Origin of the sequence: Hymenobacter nivis, assembly GCF_003149515.1 — a bacterium.
Classification (GTDB): domain Bacteria; phylum Bacteroidota; class Bacteroidia; order Cytophagales; family Hymenobacteraceae; genus Hymenobacter; species Hymenobacter nivis.
Genome location: NZ_CP029145.1, coordinates 1,464,220 through 1,484,945, shown reverse-complemented (window position 1 = coordinate 1,484,945; position 20,726 = coordinate 1,464,220). Strand labels below are relative to the sequence as shown.

Annotated in this window: 18 protein-coding genes; 3 read left to right on the top strand and 15 right to left on the bottom strand. The window is 62.8% G+C overall.

Annotation, left to right across the window (positions count from 1 at the left end; translation table 11 throughout):
• Window positions 1-458: 458 nt before the first annotated feature.
• The 14 genes from groL to DDQ68_RS06355 all read right to left on the bottom strand — a co-directional run bounded on the left by groL (window position 459) and on the right by DDQ68_RS06355 (window position 15,311).
• Window positions 459-2,099, bottom strand: a complete 1,641-nt coding sequence (gene groL / locus DDQ68_RS06420; protein WP_109655563.1) for a chaperonin GroEL — start codon at window positions 2,097-2,099, stop codon at window positions 459-461.
• Window positions 2,100-2,162: 63 nt separating this feature from the next.
• Window positions 2,163-2,453, bottom strand: coding sequence for a co-chaperone GroES (gene groES, locus DDQ68_RS06415; RefSeq protein WP_068232777.1), 291 nt, complete (start codon window positions 2,451-2,453; stop codon window positions 2,163-2,165).
• 216 nt (window positions 2,454-2,669) lie between these two features.
• Complete coding sequence (gene secG, locus DDQ68_RS06410) at window positions 2,670-3,044, bottom strand: preprotein translocase subunit SecG (RefSeq protein WP_109655562.1); 375 nt, start codon at window positions 3,042-3,044, stop codon at window positions 2,670-2,672.
• A gap of 23 nt (window positions 3,045-3,067) precedes the next feature.
• Window positions 3,068-4,537 carry a DUF8458 domain-containing protein gene (locus tag DDQ68_RS06405; protein ID WP_109655561.1) on the bottom strand — a complete coding sequence of 490 codons (1,470 nt, stop codon included), beginning with the start codon at window positions 4,535-4,537 and terminating at the stop codon, window positions 3,068-3,070.
• A 124-nt stretch (window positions 4,538-4,661) separates the two neighbouring features.
• Window positions 4,662-5,135, bottom strand: coding sequence for an LptE family protein (locus tag DDQ68_RS06400; RefSeq protein ID WP_245897343.1), 474 nt, complete (start codon window positions 5,133-5,135; stop codon window positions 4,662-4,664).
• Window positions 5,136-5,238: 103 nt separating this feature from the next.
• Window positions 5,239-6,540 (bottom strand): sigma-54 interaction domain-containing protein, encoded by a 1,302-nt coding sequence (locus tag DDQ68_RS06395; protein ID WP_109655559.1) that lies wholly within the window; start codon window positions 6,538-6,540, stop codon window positions 5,239-5,241.
• A gap of 15 nt (window positions 6,541-6,555) precedes the next feature.
• Complete coding sequence (locus DDQ68_RS06390; RefSeq protein ID WP_109655558.1) at window positions 6,556-6,849, bottom strand: hypothetical protein; 294 nt, start codon at window positions 6,847-6,849, stop codon at window positions 6,556-6,558.
• A 2-nt stretch (window positions 6,850-6,851) separates the two neighbouring features.
• On the bottom strand, window positions 6,852-8,288 hold the full coding sequence (miaB, locus tag DDQ68_RS06385) for a tRNA (N6-isopentenyl adenosine(37)-C2)-methylthiotransferase MiaB (RefSeq protein WP_109655557.1): 1,437 nt from the start codon (window positions 8,286-8,288) through the stop codon (window positions 6,852-6,854).
• 428 nt (window positions 8,289-8,716) lie between these two features.
• Window positions 8,717-10,009, bottom strand: coding sequence for an anthranilate synthase component I family protein (locus DDQ68_RS06380; protein WP_245897341.1), 1,293 nt, complete (start codon window positions 10,007-10,009; stop codon window positions 8,717-8,719).
• A 330-nt stretch (window positions 10,010-10,339) separates the two neighbouring features.
• Window positions 10,340-11,917, bottom strand: coding sequence for a tetratricopeptide repeat protein (locus tag DDQ68_RS06375; RefSeq protein ID WP_109655556.1), 1,578 nt, complete (start codon window positions 11,915-11,917; stop codon window positions 10,340-10,342).
• A 92-nt stretch (window positions 11,918-12,009) separates the two neighbouring features.
• Entirely contained in the window at window positions 12,010-12,780 is a 771-nt protein-coding gene (locus DDQ68_RS06370; RefSeq protein ID WP_068232747.1) for a zinc ribbon domain-containing protein, read from the bottom strand.
• A complete protein-coding gene (locus tag DDQ68_RS06365; protein ID WP_109655555.1) occupies window positions 12,770-13,891 on the bottom strand; it encodes a Nif3-like dinuclear metal center hexameric protein in 1,122 nt (373 codons plus the stop codon). Before DDQ68_RS06365 ends, DDQ68_RS06370 begins: the two co-directional genes overlap by 11 nt.
• 47 nt (window positions 13,892-13,938) lie before the next feature.
• Window positions 13,939-14,634, bottom strand: a complete 696-nt coding sequence (locus DDQ68_RS06360) for a uracil-DNA glycosylase family protein (RefSeq protein ID WP_109655554.1) — start codon at window positions 14,632-14,634, stop codon at window positions 13,939-13,941.
• 20 nt (window positions 14,635-14,654) lie between these two features.
• Complete coding sequence (locus tag DDQ68_RS06355; RefSeq protein ID WP_109655553.1) at window positions 14,655-15,311, bottom strand: DUF6992 family protein; 657 nt, start codon at window positions 15,309-15,311, stop codon at window positions 14,655-14,657.
• A gap of 117 nt (window positions 15,312-15,428) precedes the next feature.
• Here DDQ68_RS06355 and lpxK point away from each other — a divergent pair, with 117 nt between their 5' ends.
• The 3 genes from lpxK (at window position 15,429) to DDQ68_RS06340 (ending at window position 19,337) form a co-directional block, all read left to right on the top strand.
• On the top strand, window positions 15,429-16,490 hold the full coding sequence (gene lpxK, locus DDQ68_RS06350; protein ID WP_162549900.1) for a tetraacyldisaccharide 4'-kinase: 1,062 nt from the start codon (window positions 15,429-15,431) through the stop codon (window positions 16,488-16,490).
• A 63-nt stretch (window positions 16,491-16,553) separates the two neighbouring features.
• Window positions 16,554-18,659 (top strand): putative porin, encoded by a 2,106-nt coding sequence (locus DDQ68_RS06345; protein ID WP_162549899.1) that lies wholly within the window; start codon window positions 16,554-16,556, stop codon window positions 18,657-18,659.
• A gap of 81 nt (window positions 18,660-18,740) precedes the next feature.
• Window positions 18,741-19,337, top strand: coding sequence for a MiaE family protein (locus tag DDQ68_RS06340; RefSeq protein ID WP_109655550.1), 597 nt, complete (start codon window positions 18,741-18,743; stop codon window positions 19,335-19,337).
• Window positions 19,338-19,358: 21 nt separating this feature from the next.
• Here the strand turns inward: DDQ68_RS06340 and fahA are convergent, their stop codons facing one another.
• Window positions 19,359-20,645, bottom strand: coding sequence for a fumarylacetoacetase (gene fahA / locus DDQ68_RS06335; protein WP_109655549.1), 1,287 nt, complete (start codon window positions 20,643-20,645; stop codon window positions 19,359-19,361).
• Window positions 20,646-20,726: the final 81 nt, after the last annotated feature.

Sequence of the window (20,726 nt, the reverse complement as noted above, 5' to 3'; positions counted from 1 at the left end):
TAACCGTAGCAAAAAAGGCGGTCATGCTGAGCGCAGTCGAAGCATCTCTACCGCAACAGTAATTATTTACTTACGAGGTAGAGATGCTTCGACTGCGCTCAGCATGACGTTCAATTCAATACGCTTACTTATGCGTGAGTACTTAAAAATCCCGCTAGCCCTAGCAGTGGGACTTTTTAATGCGCCGATGGCCACGCTGAGACTAGTTGCAAATGCACCGCCATTGACAACTGCGGGGCCCAAAATGTGCCTGGGTCCGGAACGGTATAGCAACGGGCCAGTTTGCCCAGGCCCGTAGGCGGCGCGGGTGAAAAGGGCCGGGGGGCCCCAGCGTTCCAATTGCTGGGCACTTGGCCTACAAAAAAGCCCCGCCGGACCAACGTCCAGCGGGGCTTTCTTATGAGCAATAACGTACCAACGGAATCCGTCTAATCCGTTAAACCTGCATAATCTGCGGTCTACATCATGCCGCCCATGCCACCCATGCCGCCCATGCCACCGTCGCCACCGGCCGACTCCTTAGGCTCAGGCTCGTCCGAAATTACGGCTTCGGTCGTCAGCAGCAAGCCGGCAATCGAGGCAGCGTTTTCCAGCGCGAGGCGGGTCACTTTGGTCGGGTCGATGATACCGGCGGCCACGAGGTTCTCGTAGCGGTCTTCGCGGGCATTGTATCCGAAATCGCCGGTACCTTCGCGCACTTTCTGCACTACCACCGAGCCTTCGCCGCCGGCGTTCTGCACGATGCAGCGCAGGGGCGCCTCCAGAGCAGTGCGGATGATGTTCACGCCAGTGCGCTCGTCGCTGTTATGGGTGTCCACTGCGGCCAGGGCCTCAATGGCACGCACCAGGGCCACGCCGCCGCCGGGTACCACGCCTTCCTCAACGGCGGCGCGGGTGGCGTGCAGGGCATCGTCCACGCGGTCTTTCTTCTCTTTCATTTCCACCTCGGTGCTGGCACCGATGTAGAGAATGGCCACGCCACCGCTCAGCTTGGCCAGGCGCTCCTGGAGCTTCTCCTTGTCGTAGTCGCTCGTAGTGGTTTCCATCTGGGCCTTAATCTGGGCGATGCGGCCCTGGATGGCGGCTTTGTCGCCCTTGCCGTTGACGATGGTGGTGTTGTCCTTGTCGATGATGATCTTCTCGGCCGTGCCCAGGTACTCCAGGGTGGCGTTTTCGAGCTTGTAGCCCTGCTCTTCGCTGATGACGGTACCGCCCGTGAGGGTGGCAATGTCCTCCAGCATAGCCTTGCGGCGGTCGCCGAAGCCAGGAGCCTTCACGGCGGCAATTTTCAGCGAGCCGCGCAGCTTGTTCACCACCAGCGTGGCCAGCGCCTCACCGTCCACGTCTTCCGAAATGATAACCAAGGGCTTACCGGTGCCGAGCACTTGCTCCAACACGGGCAGCAACTCCTTCATGGTGCTCACTTTCTTGTCGTAGATGAGCACGTAAGGGGAGTCGAACTCCACTTCCATCTTCTCCGGGTTGGTCACGAAGTAAGGGGAGAGGTAGCCGCGGTCGAACTGCATGCCTTCCACCGTTTTTACTTCGGTTTCGGTGCCGCGGGCTTCTTCCACGGTAATCACGCCTTCCTTGCCCACTTTGTCCATGGCATCGGCAATCATTTTGCCGATTTCCGCATCGTTGTTAGCCGAAATCGTGCCCACCTGGGCAATCTCCGAATTGTTCTCGATTTTCTTCGACTGGGTCTTCAGGTTGGCCACCACGGCGATAACTGCCTTATCGATGCCGCGTTTCAGGTCCATCGGATTGGCCCCGGCGGCTACGTTCTTCGAGCCGGCCATGTAGATGGCCTGAGCCAGCACGGTCGCGGTCGTGGTGCCGTCGCCGGCCTGGTCGGCCGTTTTTGAAGCCACTTCCTTCACGAGTTGGGCGCCCATGTTCTCAACCGGGTCGCGCAGCTCAATTTCCTTGGCCACGGTCACGCCGTCCTTGGTAATAGTGGGGGCCCCAAATTTCTTGTCGATAATGACGTTGCGGCCTTTGGGCCCCAGGGTCACTTTCACGGCGTTGGCCAGTTTGTTCACGCCGGCCTGCAAGCGGGCCCGGCCTTCGGTATCGAATTGGATGTTCTTAGCCATTACTAGGTAATGAAGGTATGAGGGTATGGGTTGATTAGGGACTTTCGCGGGTTAAGCCGAGGCTTAAAGCACGGCGAAGATGTCCGACTCGCGCATGATGAGCAGGTCCTCGCCATCGACAGTGATTTCCGTGCCGGCGTACTTGCCGTACAGCACTTGGTCGCCTACGGCTACCTGGGGCTTAATGAGCGAGCCGCTGTCGGCGGTTTTGCCTTCGCCCACGGCCACTACTTCGCCGCGCTGGGGTTTCTCCTTGGCCGTGTCGGGGATGATGATGCCGGATTTGGTTTTCTCCTCGGCGGCGGCGGCGCGGACGATGACGCGGTCAGCCAGCGGTTTCATGCTAAGTGCCATTCTGGGTTTGTTAAGGTTAAAAAGGATGGGTGATCAGAATAAACGGCACCCCGTCATTTCCCGTGCCAGGGCCCCAAACCCTGACAAAATGCGCTAACTCTGCCCCGCCGCCTGGCAAAAATGGCAAGACACGGCCACAAAAAACCGGCGGCCCCGCTTGTCGCGGAGCCGCCGGCAAGGCTAAGCTCATGCGGGGCACCGGGCCCCCACCGTCGTTTATTTGGCGGGCTGGGGAGCCGGGGCAGGCGTGGCCGGGGCCGTTACGCCAGGGGCCGGGGCCGTTTGCGTCGGCAGGGCCGGAGCGGCGGGCAGCCTGGTTTCGAGGGCGCGCTGCTGGTTCACGCTGCGGGTGGGGCCCGCTATGCCCTTGCCCAGCATGTGGGTGCCGAGCGAGAGCACTACCAAGCCAATGGCCAGGCCCCAGGTCAGCTTTTCGAGCAGGTCGCCGCTACGCTTCACGCCAATCATGCTGGCCGCGCCGCCGGCGCTAAACTGGCCGGACAGGCCGCCGCCCTTGGGGTTTTGGGCCAGCACTACCAGCGAGAGCAGAAAACACACGAACAGAATCAGGATCAGTAAGGCAGTGTACATCAGGAGAAAGGAAACAGCGGCACCTAGCGGGCCGGGGGTTGCAATTGGTGGATTTGGGCCGCAAAGTACGCCATTTTTTCCGGCTGCTTCACCATGAGGCGTTCGTAAATCTCGATGGCCCGGGCCGTTTTGCCCTGCCGCGCCAAGATTTGCGCCAGGCCTTCGGATGCCAGCTCGATTTCGGGGCGGGTGCTGCGGACGCTTAGGTCGGCTTGCGCACCGGCGGCCGGCGGCAGCATGGCCGGGCGCGTGAGGCGTGGCTGCCGCCGCAAAAAGGTGTTGATGAGGTCGATGGACGAGGGCGCGTCTGGGGGGCGGTGGGCCGTCCAGTGGTCGAGCAGCAGCGCGTCGGGAGCAAAGAATTCGCCCGTGGGCGGCAGCGCGGCCGTGGGCCCCGCAGCAGCGGCGGCCTGGTCGTCGGTCGCCCACGAGTTCAGCAGCTGCACGGCGAAGCCCAGCCGGCTGCTGCCCAGGCCGTAGCCCAGCTCCGCATCGCCGGTGAAGTCGGCGGCCGTCAGGGCCCGTGCGTTGGCCACGGCTGGCAAAGGAGCCGCCGCTGCTGAGGCCAGCGCCAGCGTGGAGGCCGCGGCGGCCCACTCGTCCACCAGCCCCGGCAGCTCATACACGGGCGCCACAGGATCAGGTGCTTCCAGCAAATCAAACTCTATCCGCGCGGCGCTGGCCGCTTCCGGCGGGTGGATGGGGGGCGCTGCGGCCGGTAGCTCGGGCTCGTCGGGGCCCCCAGCTGGCAGCTCCGGGAGTGGCTCGGGAGCCAGCGTGTCCGGCGCGCTTATCGGTGCTTCAGCCACCTCGGTTTCAATTTCAGCCGGAGCGGTAGTTACTGCCTCATTGGTAGTAAGTTGTGATCCCTCAGCTGCCGAAGCTGGGGCCCCACCGGGCCGTGCTTCTTCGTTCGAATTAGTCTCGTTCAGTGCACCCTCAAGCCCTGGGGCCCCGGTTACTTCTTCTGCAGCAACTGCCTCCGGTACCTGTTCCTCCAGGGTCGGAGCTTCCGTCACCTGCCCTTCTGTCACCAGTGCTTCTACTGCGGAAGCCTCTGGCACCGGAATTTCGGGCGTTGGGGTAACGGCCAGACTGCCAATTAAATCTGCTGGCGTTGCTTCCGTTGCCGCTCCGGGAACGGAAGCAGCATTGGATACTATCGGGGTAGCGGCCGGGGCCCCGGCAATGGCTGATGGTGCTGTGGGGGCGGCTTCGAGAGGGGCAGGTTCCGGTGCGGCGGTGGAGGCCCCGGCGGAGGCTACTTGCTCGATGAGGCGGCGTAGCAGCTCGCGGTCGGCGGCGTAGGTGGCGGCGCGGCGTAGGCGCTGGCCGGCCAGCATGGTGCCTTGGTCGTGGGCAGCTTTGGCCAGCAGCAGGTGGGCCGTCTGGCAGTACGGAAACGCCTGGGCCAGCTGCTCCAGCTCGCGCACCTCCGCCGGCGCAATGGCCGTGGGGTGGTCGAGGATGTGCAGAAGGGCGGCGCGGGTCATACTTCTTTAATTAGGAGTTGGAAATTACGAATTAATAAACCGTGACGTAAAAGCTATTTAAGGAATTCTGGATATTTAAAACTGACCCCCCACGGTATTTTAAACAGCTTCTTTACTTATTCAACTACCAGTTAGCCACCGATTTATTGAAAATATCGGTGATGACGTTGCTCGTGATTTTGCGCACTGCCGTTTGGTCGTTGTTCACGGCCGCTACGTCCTGGGTCGAGGGAAAATCGCCGAAGCTCTGAAACACTTGGTCGAAGCTCGCCTTTTCGTCCTTGCTGTTCACGAAGCGCACTTTCACCTGAATGGTGAGGCGGCTGGAGCCGGCTAGGTCCACGTTGTTCACCTTTTGGATGGCGGCCGGAGCGTAGTCGTAGGCCACAATGCTGCCGTCGAACTGGATGTCGCCGTCGCGCGGTACCAGTTTCAGGCTGGTATTGCGCTGGAAATAATCCTTCAAATCCTCCGTGAACCGCTGCGTTAAAAAAGCCGGCGCGTTGGGGGCCGTGGTTTGGATGGTTTGGATGGAAAACGTGCGGATGGCTGGGTCGATGTTGGTGCCGTTGAACGAGTATACCCCGCAACCCGTCAACGTTAAACTGATGGTCAGTAACAGTAGCTGATAGCTGATAGCTCTTTTGCGCAGAATTCCAAAGAGGCTGACAGCTGACAGATGACGTCTGATATTCAGCAACTTACACTTGCTCCAGGTCATATTGCTTGAGTTTTCGGTACAAGGTGCGCTCGGAAATGCCCAGGTCTTGGGCGGCGTACTTGCGCTTGTTGTGGTGCTTGCGCAGGGCCTTAAGGATCATCTCCTTTTCCTTAACGTCGAGCGAGAGCGTTTCTTCTTCGGTTTCGTGCGAAATGTCTTCCACCGGCTGTACTTCGTCGTCGTAGTCGTCGGCCTCAGCGTGTAAAACCGGGTTGGTCGGGGCCCCCAGGAAATACTCGGCCGCTGGGCTGCCGTCGAACCCGTTGGCGGCGCCGGGGGCCCCAGGGGCAAACAGGTGGCTATTTTGGCGCAGCAGCTCCTGAGTCTCGTGGGGGCGCTGGCCGGCGGCCAGCTCCAGTACCAGCTTCTTGAGGTCGGTCATGTCGCGGCGCATGTCGAACAGAATCTTGTACATCAGGTCGCGCTCCGAGTAGCCGCCGGGGCCCTCGGCCGCGCTGCCGGCGCCCAGCAGCATGGGCAGTTGGCTGGTTTGGGCGGCGGGCAGGTACTTGGCCAGCTGGCGGGCGTCCAGCTCGCGCTCCATTTCCAGCACCGAGATTTGCTCGGCGATGTTCTTAAGCTGGCGGATGTTGCCCGGAAACCGGAACCGCGTGAGCAACTGCACGGCGTCGGGCGTCAGCGAAATCGGCTTCACGCGGTGCTTCTCCGAAAAGTCGGCCGTGAACTTACGGAACAGTAGGTAGATGTCCTCGCCCCGCTCGCGCAGCGGCGGCACCGTAATCGGCACCGTGCTCAGGCGGTAGTACAGGTCTTCGCGGAAGCGGCCGTTGCGCACGCTTTCCAGCAGGTTCAGGTTCGTGGCGGCCACCACGCGCACGTCGGTTTTCTGCACCTTGCTGCTGCCGACGCGGATGAATTCGCCGTTTTCGAGCACGCGCAGCAGACGGGCCTGGGTGCCGAGCGGCATTTCGCCAATCTCGTCCAGGAAAATGGTGCCGCCGTTGGTCACCTCAAAGTATCCCTTGCGCGCCTCGTTGGCTCCCGTAAACGAGCCTTTTTCGTGCCCAAACAGCTCCGAGTCAATCGTACCCTCCGGGATGGCCCCGCAGTTGATAGCGATGAACTGCCCGTGCTTGCGCGGCGATAGCGCGTGGATAATCTTTGAAAACGACTCCTTGCCCGACCCGCTTTCGCCGGTGATGAGCACCGTCATGTCGGTAGGGGCCACCTGCGTGGCCACCTGGATGGCGTAGTTCAGCGCCGGCGCGTTGCCGATGATGCCGAACCGCTGCTTGATGGATTGAATTTCTTGAGGCGTCAAGGGGTAGGTATTTTGTTAGCGGCCGGAAAAAAATTCGTCAAATTTTTTCCTCTTACCGAAGCCGCCGTTACTTTCTATAAGCAGCGTTTCCGGTTCGTATTCTTCTACTGCTCCGGTGATTTCCCAAGTTGGAAATAGCCAATGCGATTCTCTATAAAAGACGTATGTCTTGTAAGAAACTTGGTCGTGCTCAGCGTCCTTAAAAACTTTGTCTATTACTTCTGAATTCAGGTTTATGCTGAAGTAAGATTCTAAGTCAACAAGAACTTGGCGCAGCTTATCATTTATCAATAAGACATGATGTTCCACAACTAAGCTACCGCTTCTCCTAACAGGGTGCTAGCCGATGACGAATGCACCAGCACATCCACGTAGTCGCCTTTCACGAAGTTTTGTTTTGGGAAGATGACGACTTGGTTCTGGCTGTTGCGGCCGCTGAGGTGCTCTTTCGATCGTTTGGAGAAATTCTCGACCAGCACCTTGTGCACCTGGCCGACGCCGCGCTGGTTGCGCTCGGCGCTGTGAAGCTGCTGCAAGTCAATGAGTTCCTGGAGGCGGCGCTTCTTGGTTTCGAGCGGAATGTCGTCGGCTAGCTTGCGGGCGGCCAGCGTGCCGGGGCGCTCTGAATAGAAGAACTGGTAGGCCATGTCGTAACGCACGAACTCCATCAGGCTCTTGGTATCCTCGTGCTCCGCCTCGGTTTCGGAGCAGAAACCGGCAATCATGTCGGTTGAAATGGCGCAGTCGGCGCCCAGAATTTCGCGGATTTTCCGCACCCGGTCCTCGTACCAGGGCCGGTCGTAGGTGCGGTTCATTAGGCTGAGCACGCGCGAATTACCGCTTTGGGCGGGCAAGTGGATGTACTTGCAGATGTTCTCGTGGCGCGCGATGGTGTGCAGCACCTCGTCGGTAATGTCCTTGGGGTGCGAGGTGGAGAAGCGCACCCGCAGCGCGGGGTTGATGAGGGCCACGCTTTCGAGCAGCTGGGCGAAATTCACGAACTCGGCACCGTCGGCGCTGGTCCACTTATAGGAGTCCACGTTCTGGCCCAGCAGGGTCACTTCCTTGTAGCCGGCGGCCACCAAGTCGCTGGCTTCCCGCAAGATGCTATGGGCATCGCGGCTACGCTCGCGCCCGCGGGTGAAGGGTACCACGCAGAACGAGCACATGTTGTCGCAGCCGCGCATGATGCTGATGAAGGCCGACACGCCGTTGGAATTGAGGCGCACGGGCGTGATGTCGGCGTAAGTTTCCTCGCGGCTGAGTAGCACGTTTACGCCTTTCTGGCCGCCGTCGACCTGGCTGATGAGCAGGGGCAGGTCACGGTAGGCGTCGGGGCCCACCACGAGGTCCACGATTTTTTCCTCCTCCAAGAACTTGCTTTTCAGGCGCTCGGCCATGCAGCCGAGCACGCCCACCAGCATCCCGGGCCGGCGCTTCTTGTGCGAGTTGATTTGCTTGAGGCGCATCCGCACCGTCTGCTCGGCCTTTTCGCGGATGGAGCAGGTGTTGAGCAGCACGAGGTCGGCGGTGGCCAGGTCCTCGGTCAGGTCAAAGCCCTCATCGTAGAGGATGCTCGACACGATTTCGGAGTCTGAAAAGTTCATCTGGCAGCCGTAGCTCTCGATGTAGAGCGAGCGGGGGCGGCCCGTGCGGGTGGCGGCGCTCACGTGCACCGCGTCGCCGGGGGCGTGCTCAGGGGCCGCAGCTTTGTCTAAAAAATCGAGGGTCAGCAGGGGTTGGGACATGGCAAAGACCGCTTTTCGGCGGGCCGCAAAGATACGGTTTCCCACCGATAAATGACAGAATGGCAGGGCGGGTCGATTAACAGCTATCAGTTAACAGTTAACAGTTAGCACATTGCCTCGTACTGTTTCGCTGTGCAAACGAGCCGGGGCCATTTGCTACATGAGCGATTGTTATGTTCGCCATGAATTAGGACGCGAATCAGGTAGAACGGAGTGGTACTCCGTTTCAAATGTTGCCCAGACTTCTGGTGCAAAACGGAGTGCCACTCCGTTCTACATTGTTCGTAACCCACTTTGCGTCAATTGGTATACTGCTTACGAAGTGGAATGCGAAAACGAAGTAGCCCGTCATTGAACGGTTCAGTCGGCTTTCGTTCAACGACGGGTGGGGACAAGCCCCGCACCCTACTTCGTGGCGAGTACAACGGTTAACTGATAACCGTGCCCAGCGCTTCCAGCAGGCCCTGTGCCTTGAGCAGGCATTCGGCGTACTCCTGCTCGGCGTCGGAATCATAGGTGATGGCAGAGCCGACCTGGAAACTGAGGTAGCCGGTATCGGCCCGGTACTGAAGGCTGCGAATCACTACGTTAAAGTCGAAGTCGCCGCCGGGGCCCACCCAGCCGATGCTACCGCTGTAGAGGCCGCGCCGGCTACGCTCGTAATGCTCGATGAGCTGCATGGCGCGCACTTTGGGGGCCCCGGTCATGGAGCCCATCGGGAAGGTGGCGCGCAGGATTTCGGGCAGCGCCACACCCGGGCGCAGGGTAGCCTCCACGGTCGAAATCATTTGCCACACGTGGCGAAACGGGTAGAGGCCAAAGAGTTCGGGTACCCGCACCGAGCCAGTTGCGGCCACGCGGGCCAGGTCGTTGCGCACCAGGTCCACAATCATCAGGTTCTCGGCGCGCTCCTTTTCATCGGCTAGCAGGGCCTGGCGCTGCTGCGCGTCGTCGGCCGGCGTGGGGCCCCGGCGGCGGGTGCCTTTGATGGGCTGGGAGAGGATGGTGGGGCCCCGGCGCGTCAAAAACCGCTCGGGCGAAGCGCAGAGCAGGTAGTGGTCGTGCCAGCGCACAAAGCCCGCGAACGGCGCCGGGGAGGCCGCGTTGAGCCGCCAGAAAAGCGCTGTGGGGTCCAGCTGCACGTTTTCGGCGTAGAATTCCTGGCACAAGTTCAACTCGTATACCTCGCCGTTGAGGATGTCCTCGCGCACGGCCGCCACGGCGCGCAGGTAATCGGCCTTGGGCAAGCGGGGGCGCAGGGCCGGCACTTGCGGCGGGGCCCCGGCCGGCTGCGCCGTAGCCAGAATTGCAGCCAGAATCCCATCGGTAACCCCGTGAATTTCTACGGTTTCGGCCTGCCAAATAAGCCAGGTGGCCGGCGTGAAGAAGTGCAGCAGCGGCCACTCCAGGGCCCCAAAGTTTTCGCTGGACAGGGCCTCTACTTCGTTTTTGAGGTCGTAGGTGAGGAAGCCGCAGCGCGGGGCCCCCGCCGCTGGCTGGGCCAGGTAGTCGCCCAGCCCGGCCAATGAGCCCGGGGCCCCCGGGGCCGCGTCGGCCACGGCCAGCAGCCGGCCGAAGGGGCCCCGGGGGTAGGCTAGCTGGTCGTTGTGCTCAAAATAGGCGCAGTACCGAAATTGCGCCGCCCACTGCAAGGCGCGCCGCCGGAACTCACCGGGCGCAGTGGGTAGGCTGGCTAATGGAATGATGAGAGGCTGACTCACGGCATTTTATCGAGGATAATTATTCCTGAATTAAAAAACTAGGCGGTGGTCCAAAGCGAGATGATTTCGGTATTTCACTCAATTTATGATGTCTGAATATTCGTCTTTCCAGCTTTCCTGACGTGTTTTTAAGCTGACTTAATTAACAAACTAAAGGTCCGGTATCATCCTGCTTTGGACCACCGCCAAAAACTAGAACGTCATGCAGCGCGTGGCGAAGCACCTTCCCCGCGCCAGTAATCAGGATTAGTTACGCGGTAGAGATGCTTCGCTGCTCGCAGCATAACGGCCTTTTTTATGCGGTTTTTCTTAGCTCAAACAGCTTCGATACTATAACCCGCGCAGGGCCAGCTTGGCTTTGGCATCGGTGCTGTTTTTGTACTCGTGCGCGGGCGAGCGCAGGGCTTGCTCGAAGTACGCTTTGGCTTGGGGGCGCTGGCCGGCGGCCCGGGCCAGGTAGCCCAGTTCCAGCGCGGCCTGGGGCCCGAAGTAGTAGGTGTTTTCGCCCGCTTGTGTGGAAATAGCCAGCGTTTGGGCGTAGGCTTGGCGGGCTGAGTCGGGGCGGCCCAGGCCCTGGTAGGCGCGGGCGTAGCGGTAGGGGCCCTCCAGCCGGTCGCGCAGGGGCGTGGCGGCCGTGGGCCGGAAGGCGCGCAGAGTGGCCAGTGCCGGGCGGTAGTAGCCGCCGTCGAGCTGTAAGCGCGCCCGCGTGAGGATGGGGCTGAGGTTCTGAGCGTTGTGGTAGAAGCGCTGGGCGTAGGCATCCTCCTCCACTATGGTGGGGCCCGCCAGGTTGATTTGCTGGCGGTAGCGCTCGACGGTGGTGGCCGGCTGTCCGCCCAGCCACGCTGCCAGGTAGAGCTTAAAGGCGGCATCCTTACGGTAGTTCTGGCCCCGGTATTCGCGCAGGAATTGCAGGTTTTCGCGCTCCGAACCGGCGTAATCGGCCTGGTAGAGCAGCAAATCGCCGGCCAGGTGGTGCAGGTAGGCGAAGGGTAGGTAGACCGGGCCGGTGGGCCGGGCGCGGTAGGCGGCCAGGGCGGCGGCCGTCTGGTGCTGGCGCTTGAGCACGGTGGTGGCTACGTAGGCAAAGAGCAGGTTGTCGGGCTGTTGGGTAGGCAGCTGGGTAGCCAGCCGCAGTGCCTCGGCGGGCTGCTTGAAGTACGTTTCGCGGATGAGAGCCCGGAACAGCTGGCTCTCAGCCTGGAAGGCGTGGGGCTGGTCGGCGGCCTGGCTGAGGTTGGCGAGTCCGGCGTCTACGTCGCCGGGCAGGCCCAGCAGGCGCAGCAGCCAGTGGTAGCCCTGGGGCAGCGTGCCGATGGCAAACTGCCCCAGGCCCAGCGTAGTACGGGCCGGTACGAAGCCCGGATACTGCCGCGCCAGGGCCTGCGCCTGCTGGTAGGCGCGGCGCAACTGCCAGGCCCCCGCCACCTGGTGCCCAAAGCCCACGTGCTCCAACCCCAGGTGCAGCCGGATTTCGGCGCGGGTGTAGTCGCGCCAGGGCCCCGCCGGTGCCCCGTCCAAGGCGTCGAGCCGGGCTTGCTGGCCGGGCACCAGCTGCGCGTAGCGGGTGGCGTCCTGGGTGGCCAGCAGCTCCACGAAGTCGGCGCAGTCGGCCACCAGCAGGGGGGCGGGGGCCCAGGGTGTGCGGGCCAGCTCGGGGGCCAGCAGCTGCCGGGCGGGGCCCAGGCGCAGCTTCAGCACCTCGGCGTAGGCGCGCTGGCTACTGGCCGGCAGCTGGTTATCGGCCGCCGGTGCGGCGGCCGGCGTGGGGGCGAGGGCCTCTGCTTCGCCGTTGGTGGGGCCTTGGGACGCAAAAGCCGTTAGCAGCCACAGGCCAGCGAGGGCCCCCAGCGCCCGGGTGGGCAGCCAGAAAGAGCGGAATATTTGCCTGCGAGGTAATTGAAACATGGAATAGCCAGTCAACAAAAAAGGAACGGCGCGGGGCCGTTCCTTTTCCTTATTTCTTCCGAGCGGGCACTGCAGGGCCCAGTTCAGCCAAATTAAACGTTGGCGGTAGCGCGGCCTTCCACGTCGGCCAGAATGCGGCCGCAGTGCTCGCACACGATAATTTTCTTGTGCGAAATGATGTCGGCCTGGCGCTGGGGCGGCACCGTGTTGAAACAGCCGCCGCAGGCGTCGCGGCGCACCAGCACCACAGCCAGGCCGTTGCGCACGTTGCCACGGATGCGGGTGTAGGCCGTCAGTAGGCGGGGCTCCACCGGGGCGGTGGCTTCCTCGCGCTGGGCCAGGATGCCGCGCTCTTCTTCCTCGTTTTCGGCGATGATGGTGTCCAACTCGCCCTTTTTGGTGTCGAGGTCCTTGCGGCGCTCATCGAGCTTGCTCTTGGTACCTGAAATTTCGGCGTTTTTCACGTCGATCTGGTACTGCGATTCCTTGATTTTCTTGTCCGAAATCTGGATTTCGAGGCGTTGCAGCTCCATTTCCTTGGCAATGGCTTCGAACTCGCGGTTGTTACGCACGTTCTGCTGCTGCTCGTCGTACTTTTTGATGAGCGTTTCGGCGTCTTTGCTGGCTTGTTTGCGGCTTTTGATAAAGTCGTTGAGACCTTGGATGTCCTCGTCGAATTTCTTCACGCGCACTTCGTAGCCGGCAATTTCGTCTTCGAGGTCGCGCACTTCCTCGGGCAGGTCGCCACGCACGCGCCGGATTTCATCCAGCTGGGAATCAAGGCGCTGCAAAGCGAGCAGGGCTTCCAGCTTGGTGGCTACGGGAACATCGGCGTGGGCCAGGGCGGCAGCTTTAGCAGTCATAGTGAACGGGATTCGTAGGAGTCTCAGCGAATAAGACCGCAAAAGTACGCCCAAAACCGGCCAGGAGCAAATCGCGGAATACCTCGCCCGTGAACTGCTCGCTCTCGAAATGGCCCACGTCGCAGAGCATGAGCCGCCCCTCAGCCCCAAAAAACTCGTGGTACTTCACGTCGCCGGTCACGTAGGCATCGGCCCCCGCCGCCCGCGCTGCCCCGATGAGGAACGCGCCCGCCCCGCCGCACAGCGCCACGGTCTTTATCTCCTTCTCAAACGCCGTGAAGCGCACCACCGGCACGCGCAACCGCTCCTTAAGCAGGGCCCGGAAGGCGGCCGGCGCCAGGGCCCCCGGCAGCTCGCCCACCAGGCCAGCGCCCACGTCCTGGTGTGTGTTTTCAAGCTTAACTATTTCGTAGGCAACTTCTTCGTAGGGGTGGGCCTGGCGCAGGGCCCCCAGTACAGCGGCCTGGCAGTGCAGCGGCAGCAGCACTTCGAGGCGGGTTTCGGGCACGGTTTCGGGGTGGTTTTCCTGGCCGATGGCGGGGCGAGTGCCCGCGCCGGGCGTGAAGGTGCCCAGGCCGTCGGCGCGGAAGCTGCACGCGGCGTACTGGCCCACCTGGCCGGCGCCGGCGGCGTACAGGGCCCCCAGTACGCGGCCGGCCAGGTCGGTGGCCTGGTCTTCGGGCCGGTTGGGTACGTAGGTGGTGAGGCGGGCCAGCAGGCCGCTCTGCGGGGCCAGGGTGCGGGTTTTGGTCAGGCCCAGCTTCTCGGCCAGCTTGTCGTTCACGCCGCCGCGCACGTTGTCGAGGTTGGTGTGGGCGGCGTAGATGGCCACGTCGTTTTTCAGGGCCGTCATAATGGTTTGCTCCACCTCGTTGGCCCCCGTCAGGCGCTTAAGGGGGCGGAAAATGACCGGGTGATGGGCGACTACCACGTTGCAGCCGCGGCGCACGGCCTCGGCCACCACGGCCGGCGTGCAATCAAGCGTAATAAGTACGCCGGTAATCTCGGCCTGCGGGTCGCCGCATTGCAAGCCAGCGTTGTCGTAGCTCTCCTGGTAGGCGAGGGGCGCGGCGGCTTCGAGCAACTGAGCTAGGTCGTGAACGGTAGGCATTTAAGTTAGTTATCAGTTAGTAGTTATCAGGTGACAGTTGTTAGCTGCTAAGGATTAGCTGGGCTTAAGCACTCGCCCAGTGCTTCCACGTACTTCGCCACGTTGGCAGCTAAGTCGTGGCGGTGATACTGCATGAGGTAACGCGGGTGGTCGAGGACGATGATCTTTTTGAACAAGCCCAATTCGTCGTTTAATCGGTTGAAGAAGATGCCGTTGCGCTTGCCCAGACTCACGGCTACGTCGGCGCGCAGGCCGAGGTCTGCTACCTGTTGGCGCAACGACAGTTGCATGTCGGGCCACAATAATTTGGTGAGGGCGGGCGCGTCGTAATAATTGTAATTCAGGCCATTGCGCAGCAATACGAGCGGGTACACCGAGCCCAGGTAGAAGTGCTGGTAGAACGCCGCGGGGCCCCCCAGAGTTGCTACCACCTGGTACACGAACTGCGCGGAAATTTCGGGCCGCTGCCGGGGCAGGCTGTGGGCGATGCCGCAAAACTCGGCCAGGGCCCCCGGGTCGGTGAAGGCTACGCCGGTGCGGCCCATGCCCAGCCGGCCGGGGTTGATGCCCAGCACGGCCACCCGGGGCCGGTTATCGGCGTAGAACTTGTGCGCAAACTGGCTGAGTAAGTCGTACACCGCCAGCTCGCGGAACGGGCTCAGGGCCTCCACGCCGGTGGGCAGGGCCCCGGGCAGCGGAAACGTGCGCAGGAAATGCAGTAGGCGGCTAGCGAAAGTGGGCATGGGGCGAAATTGGGGCGAAATCAGCGCAGCGGTAGCACCACGGCCACTCCGCCGGGGCCCAGGCGCACGCGGCTCAGCAGCGGGTACAGGGCCTGGCCGTGCCGGTGGTGGGTGGCAAATTGGAACCCGTCGAACAGCAGCAAAAAGCCGCCTTGTAGCAGCAGCGACTGCCCGTAGCCGCGCCAGCGGTTGGGGTTGTCGGTGGCGGGGTTGCGGCTTTTTTCCAGGAAGTAAGCGCCGGTGGCCAGGTAGGCCACGTCGAGGCCAGCGTTGAAGAGATAGAGGTTTTCGGTGCGCAGCTGGGCGCGCACGGCGCTGGGGCGGTCGGTGGGGGCCCCGGGGGCGCGGGCGGCGCGGCGGGCGGCCAGCAGGCCGGCCCCAGCCAGCGCCAGGTTCACGGCGCCCCAGCCGATGTTCATTTGGTGGAAGTAGTGGGCTGAGCCGTCGGTTTGGCCCGTGGCAATGCCGCTGACCAGCAAGTTGCCCGCCGCCCAAGTGCCCAGCACGAGCAACCCGCGCTGGTCGAGGCGGCTGCGCTCGGCGTCGAACCCGTGCAGAGGCCCCGCCGCGGGCGGCAGGGTAGCGGGCCGCAGCGTGTCGGCGACGGCAGTTTGGGCGGTGGCGGGCCGGGTGGCCAGGGGCCCCAGCAGGGCCAGCAAATACAAGGGGAAACGCATAGTGGAGGCCCGCGGCGGATAAGGATGCTGCAAGCAACCACGCGGCCGCCGATTTGTGCGGGCGGGCCGGCGGCGGCCGTACTTTTGCGGGCCGTTGCTTTGGAACATTGCCCCCGTATGCCCGCTGGATTCGCCTTTTTGTTGCTGCCGTTCTCCTGGCTCTACGCGGGCGTGCTGGCCGTTCGCAACTGGCTGTACGACCGGGGCTGGAAGCATTCGGAGGCCTTTGCCGTGCCGCTGGTGGGCGTGGGCAACCTGCGGGTGGGCGGCACCGGCAAAACGCCGCACGTCATCTGGCTGCTCGAAGAATTGCTGCGCCAGGGCCACCGCCCGGCCGTGCTCAGCCGCGGCTACGGCCGCCGCACCCGGGGGCCCCGCCTGGCCGGGCCCCTCGATTCGGCGGCTACGGTGGGCGACGAGCCGTGGCAGTATTTTGAGCAGTTTGGGCCCCGGGGCGTGCCCGTGGCCGTGGCCGAAGCCCGCCGCCTCGGCGTGGAATTACTATTACAAGCGCATCCGGAAACCACCGTCGTCGTACTCGACGATGCCTACCAACACCGCGCCGTGCGCCCCGCCCTGAATGTACTGCTCACCGAGTGGGCCCGGCCATTCTACGCCGACCACGTGCTGCCCGCTGGCCGCCTGCGCGAGAGCCGCGTCGGGGCCCGCCGGGCCGACATCATTATTGCCACGAAATGCCCGCCCGGGGCCCCCGCCGCCGCCTGCGCCGCCGTGGCCCAGCGTATCCGGTGCTACGCCCGGCCCGGGGCCCCGGTGCTGTTTTCGAGCTACGAATACGGCCCGCCGCAGGCCCTGGCAGAAGCCGCCGGGCCGCCCGCGCCGGCCGGTTCGGCGCTGCTGCTCACCGGTATTGCGCAGCCGGGGCCCCTGCGCCAGCACCTCGAAGGCTTGGGCTACGAAGTAGTCTTCCACGCCGATTTCCCCGACCATCACGCCTTCGTGCCCGCCGACCTGGCGGCACTGCGGGAGCACTGGCGGCCCGGCTGGCCTATTTTTACCACCACCAAGGACGCCGCCCGGCTGGCCGACCCCGCCCTGGCGGCCGCGCTAGCCGGTTTGCCCCTCTATACCATCGCGGTGCGGGCCGCGTTGGGCCCCCGCGACGCGGCCTTGCTGCGCGCGCGGCTGCCCGCGCCTCCGGGGCCCCGCGCCGCCTGAAGCCCCGCGCCATCACCCGTTTTTTCGCCCTGCCCGGCCTTGCGCCGCTTAGCTTTTGCCCGTTTGCGCTACTTCCTTTTCTTTCTGCATTTGCTGCGCCGCGGCCGGCGTGGCGGGCCCGCCGGGGTCTTCCTGCTGGCCGGGGCGCTGCTGCTGGGGGCCCCGGCGGCCCACGCCCAAGTCGTCGATGACTCGACCAAGGTGCTGTACGGGCCCAAAACTACCCGCGTCATTTACGAGGCTGAGGTGCTGCGCGACTCCACGGCCGGCACGCCCGTCGATACCAGCTTGGTGAAGCTGCCGCAAATCCGGTTCTGGATGCACGATTCCACGTTTCAGCAGGATTTGGGCACGGTGGGCTCGGCCTCGCGGCCGCTGCTCTACCAGCCTAACCTGAAGCTGGGGGCCCGGTTGGGGCGCAACGTGTTCGATAAGTACGCCCGCGAAAGCAGCGATATTCCGTACTACGACAGCCGCTCGCCGTACTCGTTTTTCCGGATTTTGCAGTCCACCTCGGGCGAGCAGGTGTTTGAAATCAGCTACAGCCGCAGCCTGAAAAAGAACTTCAGCGTGGGAGCCGCCTACGAGCGCATCGCGTCGAACAAAATCATCGGCACCACCTCGGGGGCCGTGGGCGGGGTGGGCCTGGTGGAGCACAGCAACCTGCTGTTTTTCACCCGCTACCAGTCCGAAAACGGCCGCTACCGCCTGCTGGCCAACATCAGCACCAGCCGCCAGCGCGCCGTGGAGCAGGGCGGCGTGTGGCCGCGCGACACGGAGAAACGTGATACGGTGAACCGCGTCCAAAACCCTGCTTACCCCGGCAACCTGTTCAACTATTCCAGCGAGCGGGTGTACCTGGCGCAGGCCCAAAACACCGAGAACCGCGACCAGTTGCACGCCTTCCAGAGCTACCGGCTGCTGGGTCGGGGCCTGACTGCTTACCACGTGCTCGATTTTAAGCACCAGTACAATAACTACTCCGACGGCTTGCTCCCGCGCAACCTCCCCGATACGACCCTGCTGTTTTACCCCAATACGAAGCTGCGCACCAAAACCAGCACCCTCGACCGGGTTGATTACAAGCAGGTGGAGAACACCTTCGGCCTGCTGGGCCACATCAACGCGCTGGGCAATACCGCCGTGGAATACCGCGTGTACGGGCGGTTGCGCAACGCTTTTCTGGCGGCCTATTCCGATACAGCTTACGTTATTCAACCCACCACACCGAGCGGGATTCCCACGGCCGCCACTAGGTTGCAGCGGGTGCAAAGCCGTAATTATCTCGAGGAGTTCGTGGGTGGTACGGCAGCTTTTAACTACCGCGGCAGTTACGCAGTGGAAGTAGCCGGAGAACTCAAAGTTCCTGATTTAGGGTTGTTGCGTGACAGTATTTTTCGAACGATTCGCAACAGTGAGTACTGGCTGCGCGGCACGATACGCACAGGGCCCCTATCGGGTGAAATATTAATCACCTCGTATTCGCCTACGCTCACACAGCGCGAATTTTTAGGTAATCATTACAAATGGCAATACGCAGATAAAAATGGTAACGCCACATTTAAAAACACGTCAACCCAGCAGTTCACGGGCCGGCTGCGGCAGGCACTGCCGGGCTTTGCCGACCATTTATTCGAGGCCAGCGCATCGGTGGTGAACTTGGTCAACTACGTGTATTATGACAAGAACGGGACACCTGCGCAACTCTCCACCACCAAGCAGCTGCTCATTGGCTCGGCTCGGCACCGGGTGCGTTTCGGTCGGTTCGGGTTCGATAACCAAGGCATATACACTTATGGGGCCGGGAACGAGGGTGCTGCCTTGCGCATCCCTGCTCTCGTCACCGAGTCGCGGGCGTACTACCAGAGCTACATTTTTGGCCGGGCTATGTTCACGCAGGTGGGTCTGGAGTTCTACTACCAGTCGCGGTTCAAGGGTTACGGTTACAGCCCCAGCACGCAGCAGTTCTATTTGCAGGACGATTTCACCATCCGCAACTATGGCGTGGCCAGCGCCTTTTTCGCGGCCGACATCAAAACCGTCTCGGTATTTTTGAAAGTGCCCTACCTCAACCAAGGCCTGGCCGGGCAGGGCTATTTCGCTTCGCCGTTCTACCCCGCGTACCCCCGCCGCCTCCAGTTCGGGCTGAATTGGAAGTTTTTTAATTAGCACCGGGCAGCGGCGCAAATTAATTACTGCGTGATTTAGGTAAATTAATTGGGCTGGATAATTAATTCGGCCATCCGTTTTATGAAAGAGAAAACTATCCTGAAACTTAAGCTGAATACCGACCCGCGGTGGGTGGATATTGCCAGCAAAAACATCGAAGATATCCTCGTCGACCATGCCTGGTGCGAGCAGAAAGCGGCCAGCACCGGCATCAGCATGATCATCCACTACCCCGAGAAAACCCGGCTGGTGGACGAGCTGACGCTGCTCGTGGCCGAGGAGTGGAGCCACTTCGAGCGCGTGCTCGACGAGCTGCGCAAGCGCGGCTTCGTGCTGGGCCGCCCGCGCCGCGACGAGTACGTGGTGCAGCTGCTGGCCCACGTGCGCAAAGGCGGGGCCCGCGAACGCCAGCTTCTGGACCAGCTCCTCGTGTCGGCCCTCATCGAAGCGCGCAGCTGCGAGCGATTCAAGCTGCTCTGGAAGCACATTCCCGACCCTGGGCTGAGCCAGTTCTACTACGAGCTGATGGTGTCGGAAGCCGGCCATTTCGTGAGCTACGTCGATTTGGCCAAAGAATACTGCGCCGACTACGACGTAGACGCCCGCTTGCAGGAACTACTAAAAATCGAGGGTGACATCGTAACGAACCTGCCCGTGCGCGACGACCGAATGCACTAGCGGCGCGCGAAGTCTCGCTGATTATTCCGCGGCGGGTAAAATCATTCCGCTCACCTCGCCAAAGCCGATGCGCACGCCGTCGGCCTCGGCGTAGGCGCGCAGCGTTACGGTATCGCCGTCGAGGAGGAAAACGCGGGTGCTGCCGTCGGCCAGGGGCACGGGCTGGGTGCCGCGCACGGCCAGCTCCAGCAGCGAGCCGAAGGCGCCGGGGTCGGAAATGGTGCCGGAGGCGCACACGTCGCCCACTTCCAGGTTGCAGCCGTTGGAGGTATGGTGGGCCAGTTGCTGGGCCATGCTCCAGTACAGGCCCTGGAAGGCGGGGCGGGCCAGCACCGTTTCGGGGCCCCCGGCGGGCGCCAGGGAGGCTTCGAGCTGGATGGCGAAGTGGTGGTCGCCGGTGGTTTGCAGGTAGGGCAGGGGCGTGGGCTCCTGCGCCGGGCCGGCGGTGCGGAAGGGCTCCAGCGCGTCAAGCGTAACCACCCAGGGCCCCAGGCTACTGCCAAAGTTCTTTCCCAGGAAGGGCCCCAGCGGCACGTACTCCCAGCTTTGCACGTCGCGGGCGCTCCAGTCGTTGAACAGGCACAGGCCGAAAATGTGGTCTTCGGCCTCCTCGATGGGCACGGGCGTGCCTAGGTTTGAAGGCGCGCCCACAATAAAGGCCATTTCCAGCTCAAAATCGAGCTGCTGGCTGGGGCCGAAGGTGGGCGCGTCGGCGCCGGGTGCCAGCATTTGGCCCCGGGGCCGCCGGATGGGCGTGCCACTGGCCACGATGCTGCTGGCGCGGCCGTGGTAGGCGACTGGCAGGTGCCGCCAGTTGGGCAGCAAGGCGTTTTCGGGGCCCCGGAACATGGTGCCCACGTTGGCGGCGTGCGTCAGGCTGCTGTAGAAATCGGTGTAGTTGGCGGGCTTCACGGGGCGCAGCATGGCTACGTCGCGCTGGCGCACCAAGGCGGCGTGGGCGGCTTCAGGATGGTCGCGCAAGTCGGCGTTGTCGTGGCGCAATAGCTCGCTTACGCGCTGGCGCACGGCGCGCCACGCCGGCTGACCCAGCCGCAAAAACCCGTTCAGCGAGCGGCGGCGGAACACCCGCGGCTGGGCGTTGCCCAACTCGGTGAGGTCGTCGAAAAAGCCGAAGGTGCTGAGTACGTACAGGTCCAGCACGTAGTCGCCGATGGCCACGGCCAGGCGGGGGCCCCGCTCGTCGGTTTCAAATACGCCGAACGGCAGGTTCTGGATGGGGAAATCGTGCTGGAACGGAATGTCAATCCAGGCACGCAGGCTGGAGTCGTTCAGGGCGGAAACGGACATGCAAAGGGGGTAAGCTCCTACAAACGAATACCCCAGGTTCGGGTTGTAGCTACCGCACGCTTGGCGTGGCAGCCGCAACCC

Excerpts from the sequence above, each read along its gene's own strand:
- DDQ68_RS06365 (WP_109655555.1), bottom strand. The coding sequence starts at position 13,891 with ATGCCTACCGTTCACGACCTAGCTCAGTTGCTCGAAGCCGCCGCGCCC.
- secG (WP_109655562.1), bottom strand. The coding sequence starts at position 3,044 with ATGTACACTGCCTTACTGATCCTGATTCTGTTCGTGTGTTTTCTGCTC.
- DDQ68_RS06355 (WP_109655553.1), bottom strand. The coding sequence starts at position 15,311 with ATGCGTTTCCCCTTGTATTTGCTGGCCCTGCTGGGGCCCCTGGCCACC.
- DDQ68_RS06340 (WP_109655550.1), top strand. The coding sequence starts at position 18,741 with ATGAAAGAGAAAACTATCCTGAAACTTAAGCTGAATACCGACCCGCGG.
- lpxK (WP_162549900.1), top strand. The coding sequence starts at position 15,429 with ATGCCCGCTGGATTCGCCTTTTTGTTGCTGCCGTTCTCCTGGCTCTAC.
- groL (WP_109655563.1), bottom strand. The coding sequence starts at position 2,099 with ATGGCTAAGAACATCCAATTCGATACCGAAGGCCGGGCCCGCTTGCAG.
- fahA (WP_109655549.1), bottom strand. The coding sequence starts at position 20,645 with ATGTCCGTTTCCGCCCTGAACGACTCCAGCCTGCGTGCCTGGATTGAC.
- DDQ68_RS06360 (WP_109655554.1), bottom strand. The coding sequence starts at position 14,634 with ATGCCCACTTTCGCTAGCCGCCTACTGCATTTCCTGCGCACGTTTCCG.
- DDQ68_RS06370 (WP_068232747.1), bottom strand. The coding sequence starts at position 12,780 with ATGACTGCTAAAGCTGCCGCCCTGGCCCACGCCGATGTTCCCGTAGCC.
- DDQ68_RS06375 (WP_109655556.1), bottom strand. The coding sequence starts at position 11,917 with ATGTTTCAATTACCTCGCAGGCAAATATTCCGCTCTTTCTGGCTGCCC.
- groES (WP_068232777.1), bottom strand. The coding sequence starts at position 2,453 with ATGGCACTTAGCATGAAACCGCTGGCTGACCGCGTCATCGTCCGCGCC.
- miaB (WP_109655557.1), bottom strand. The coding sequence starts at position 8,288 with ATGTCCCAACCCCTGCTGACCCTCGATTTTTTAGACAAAGCTGCGGCC.
- DDQ68_RS06405 (WP_109655561.1), bottom strand. The coding sequence starts at position 4,537 with ATGACCCGCGCCGCCCTTCTGCACATCCTCGACCACCCCACGGCCATT.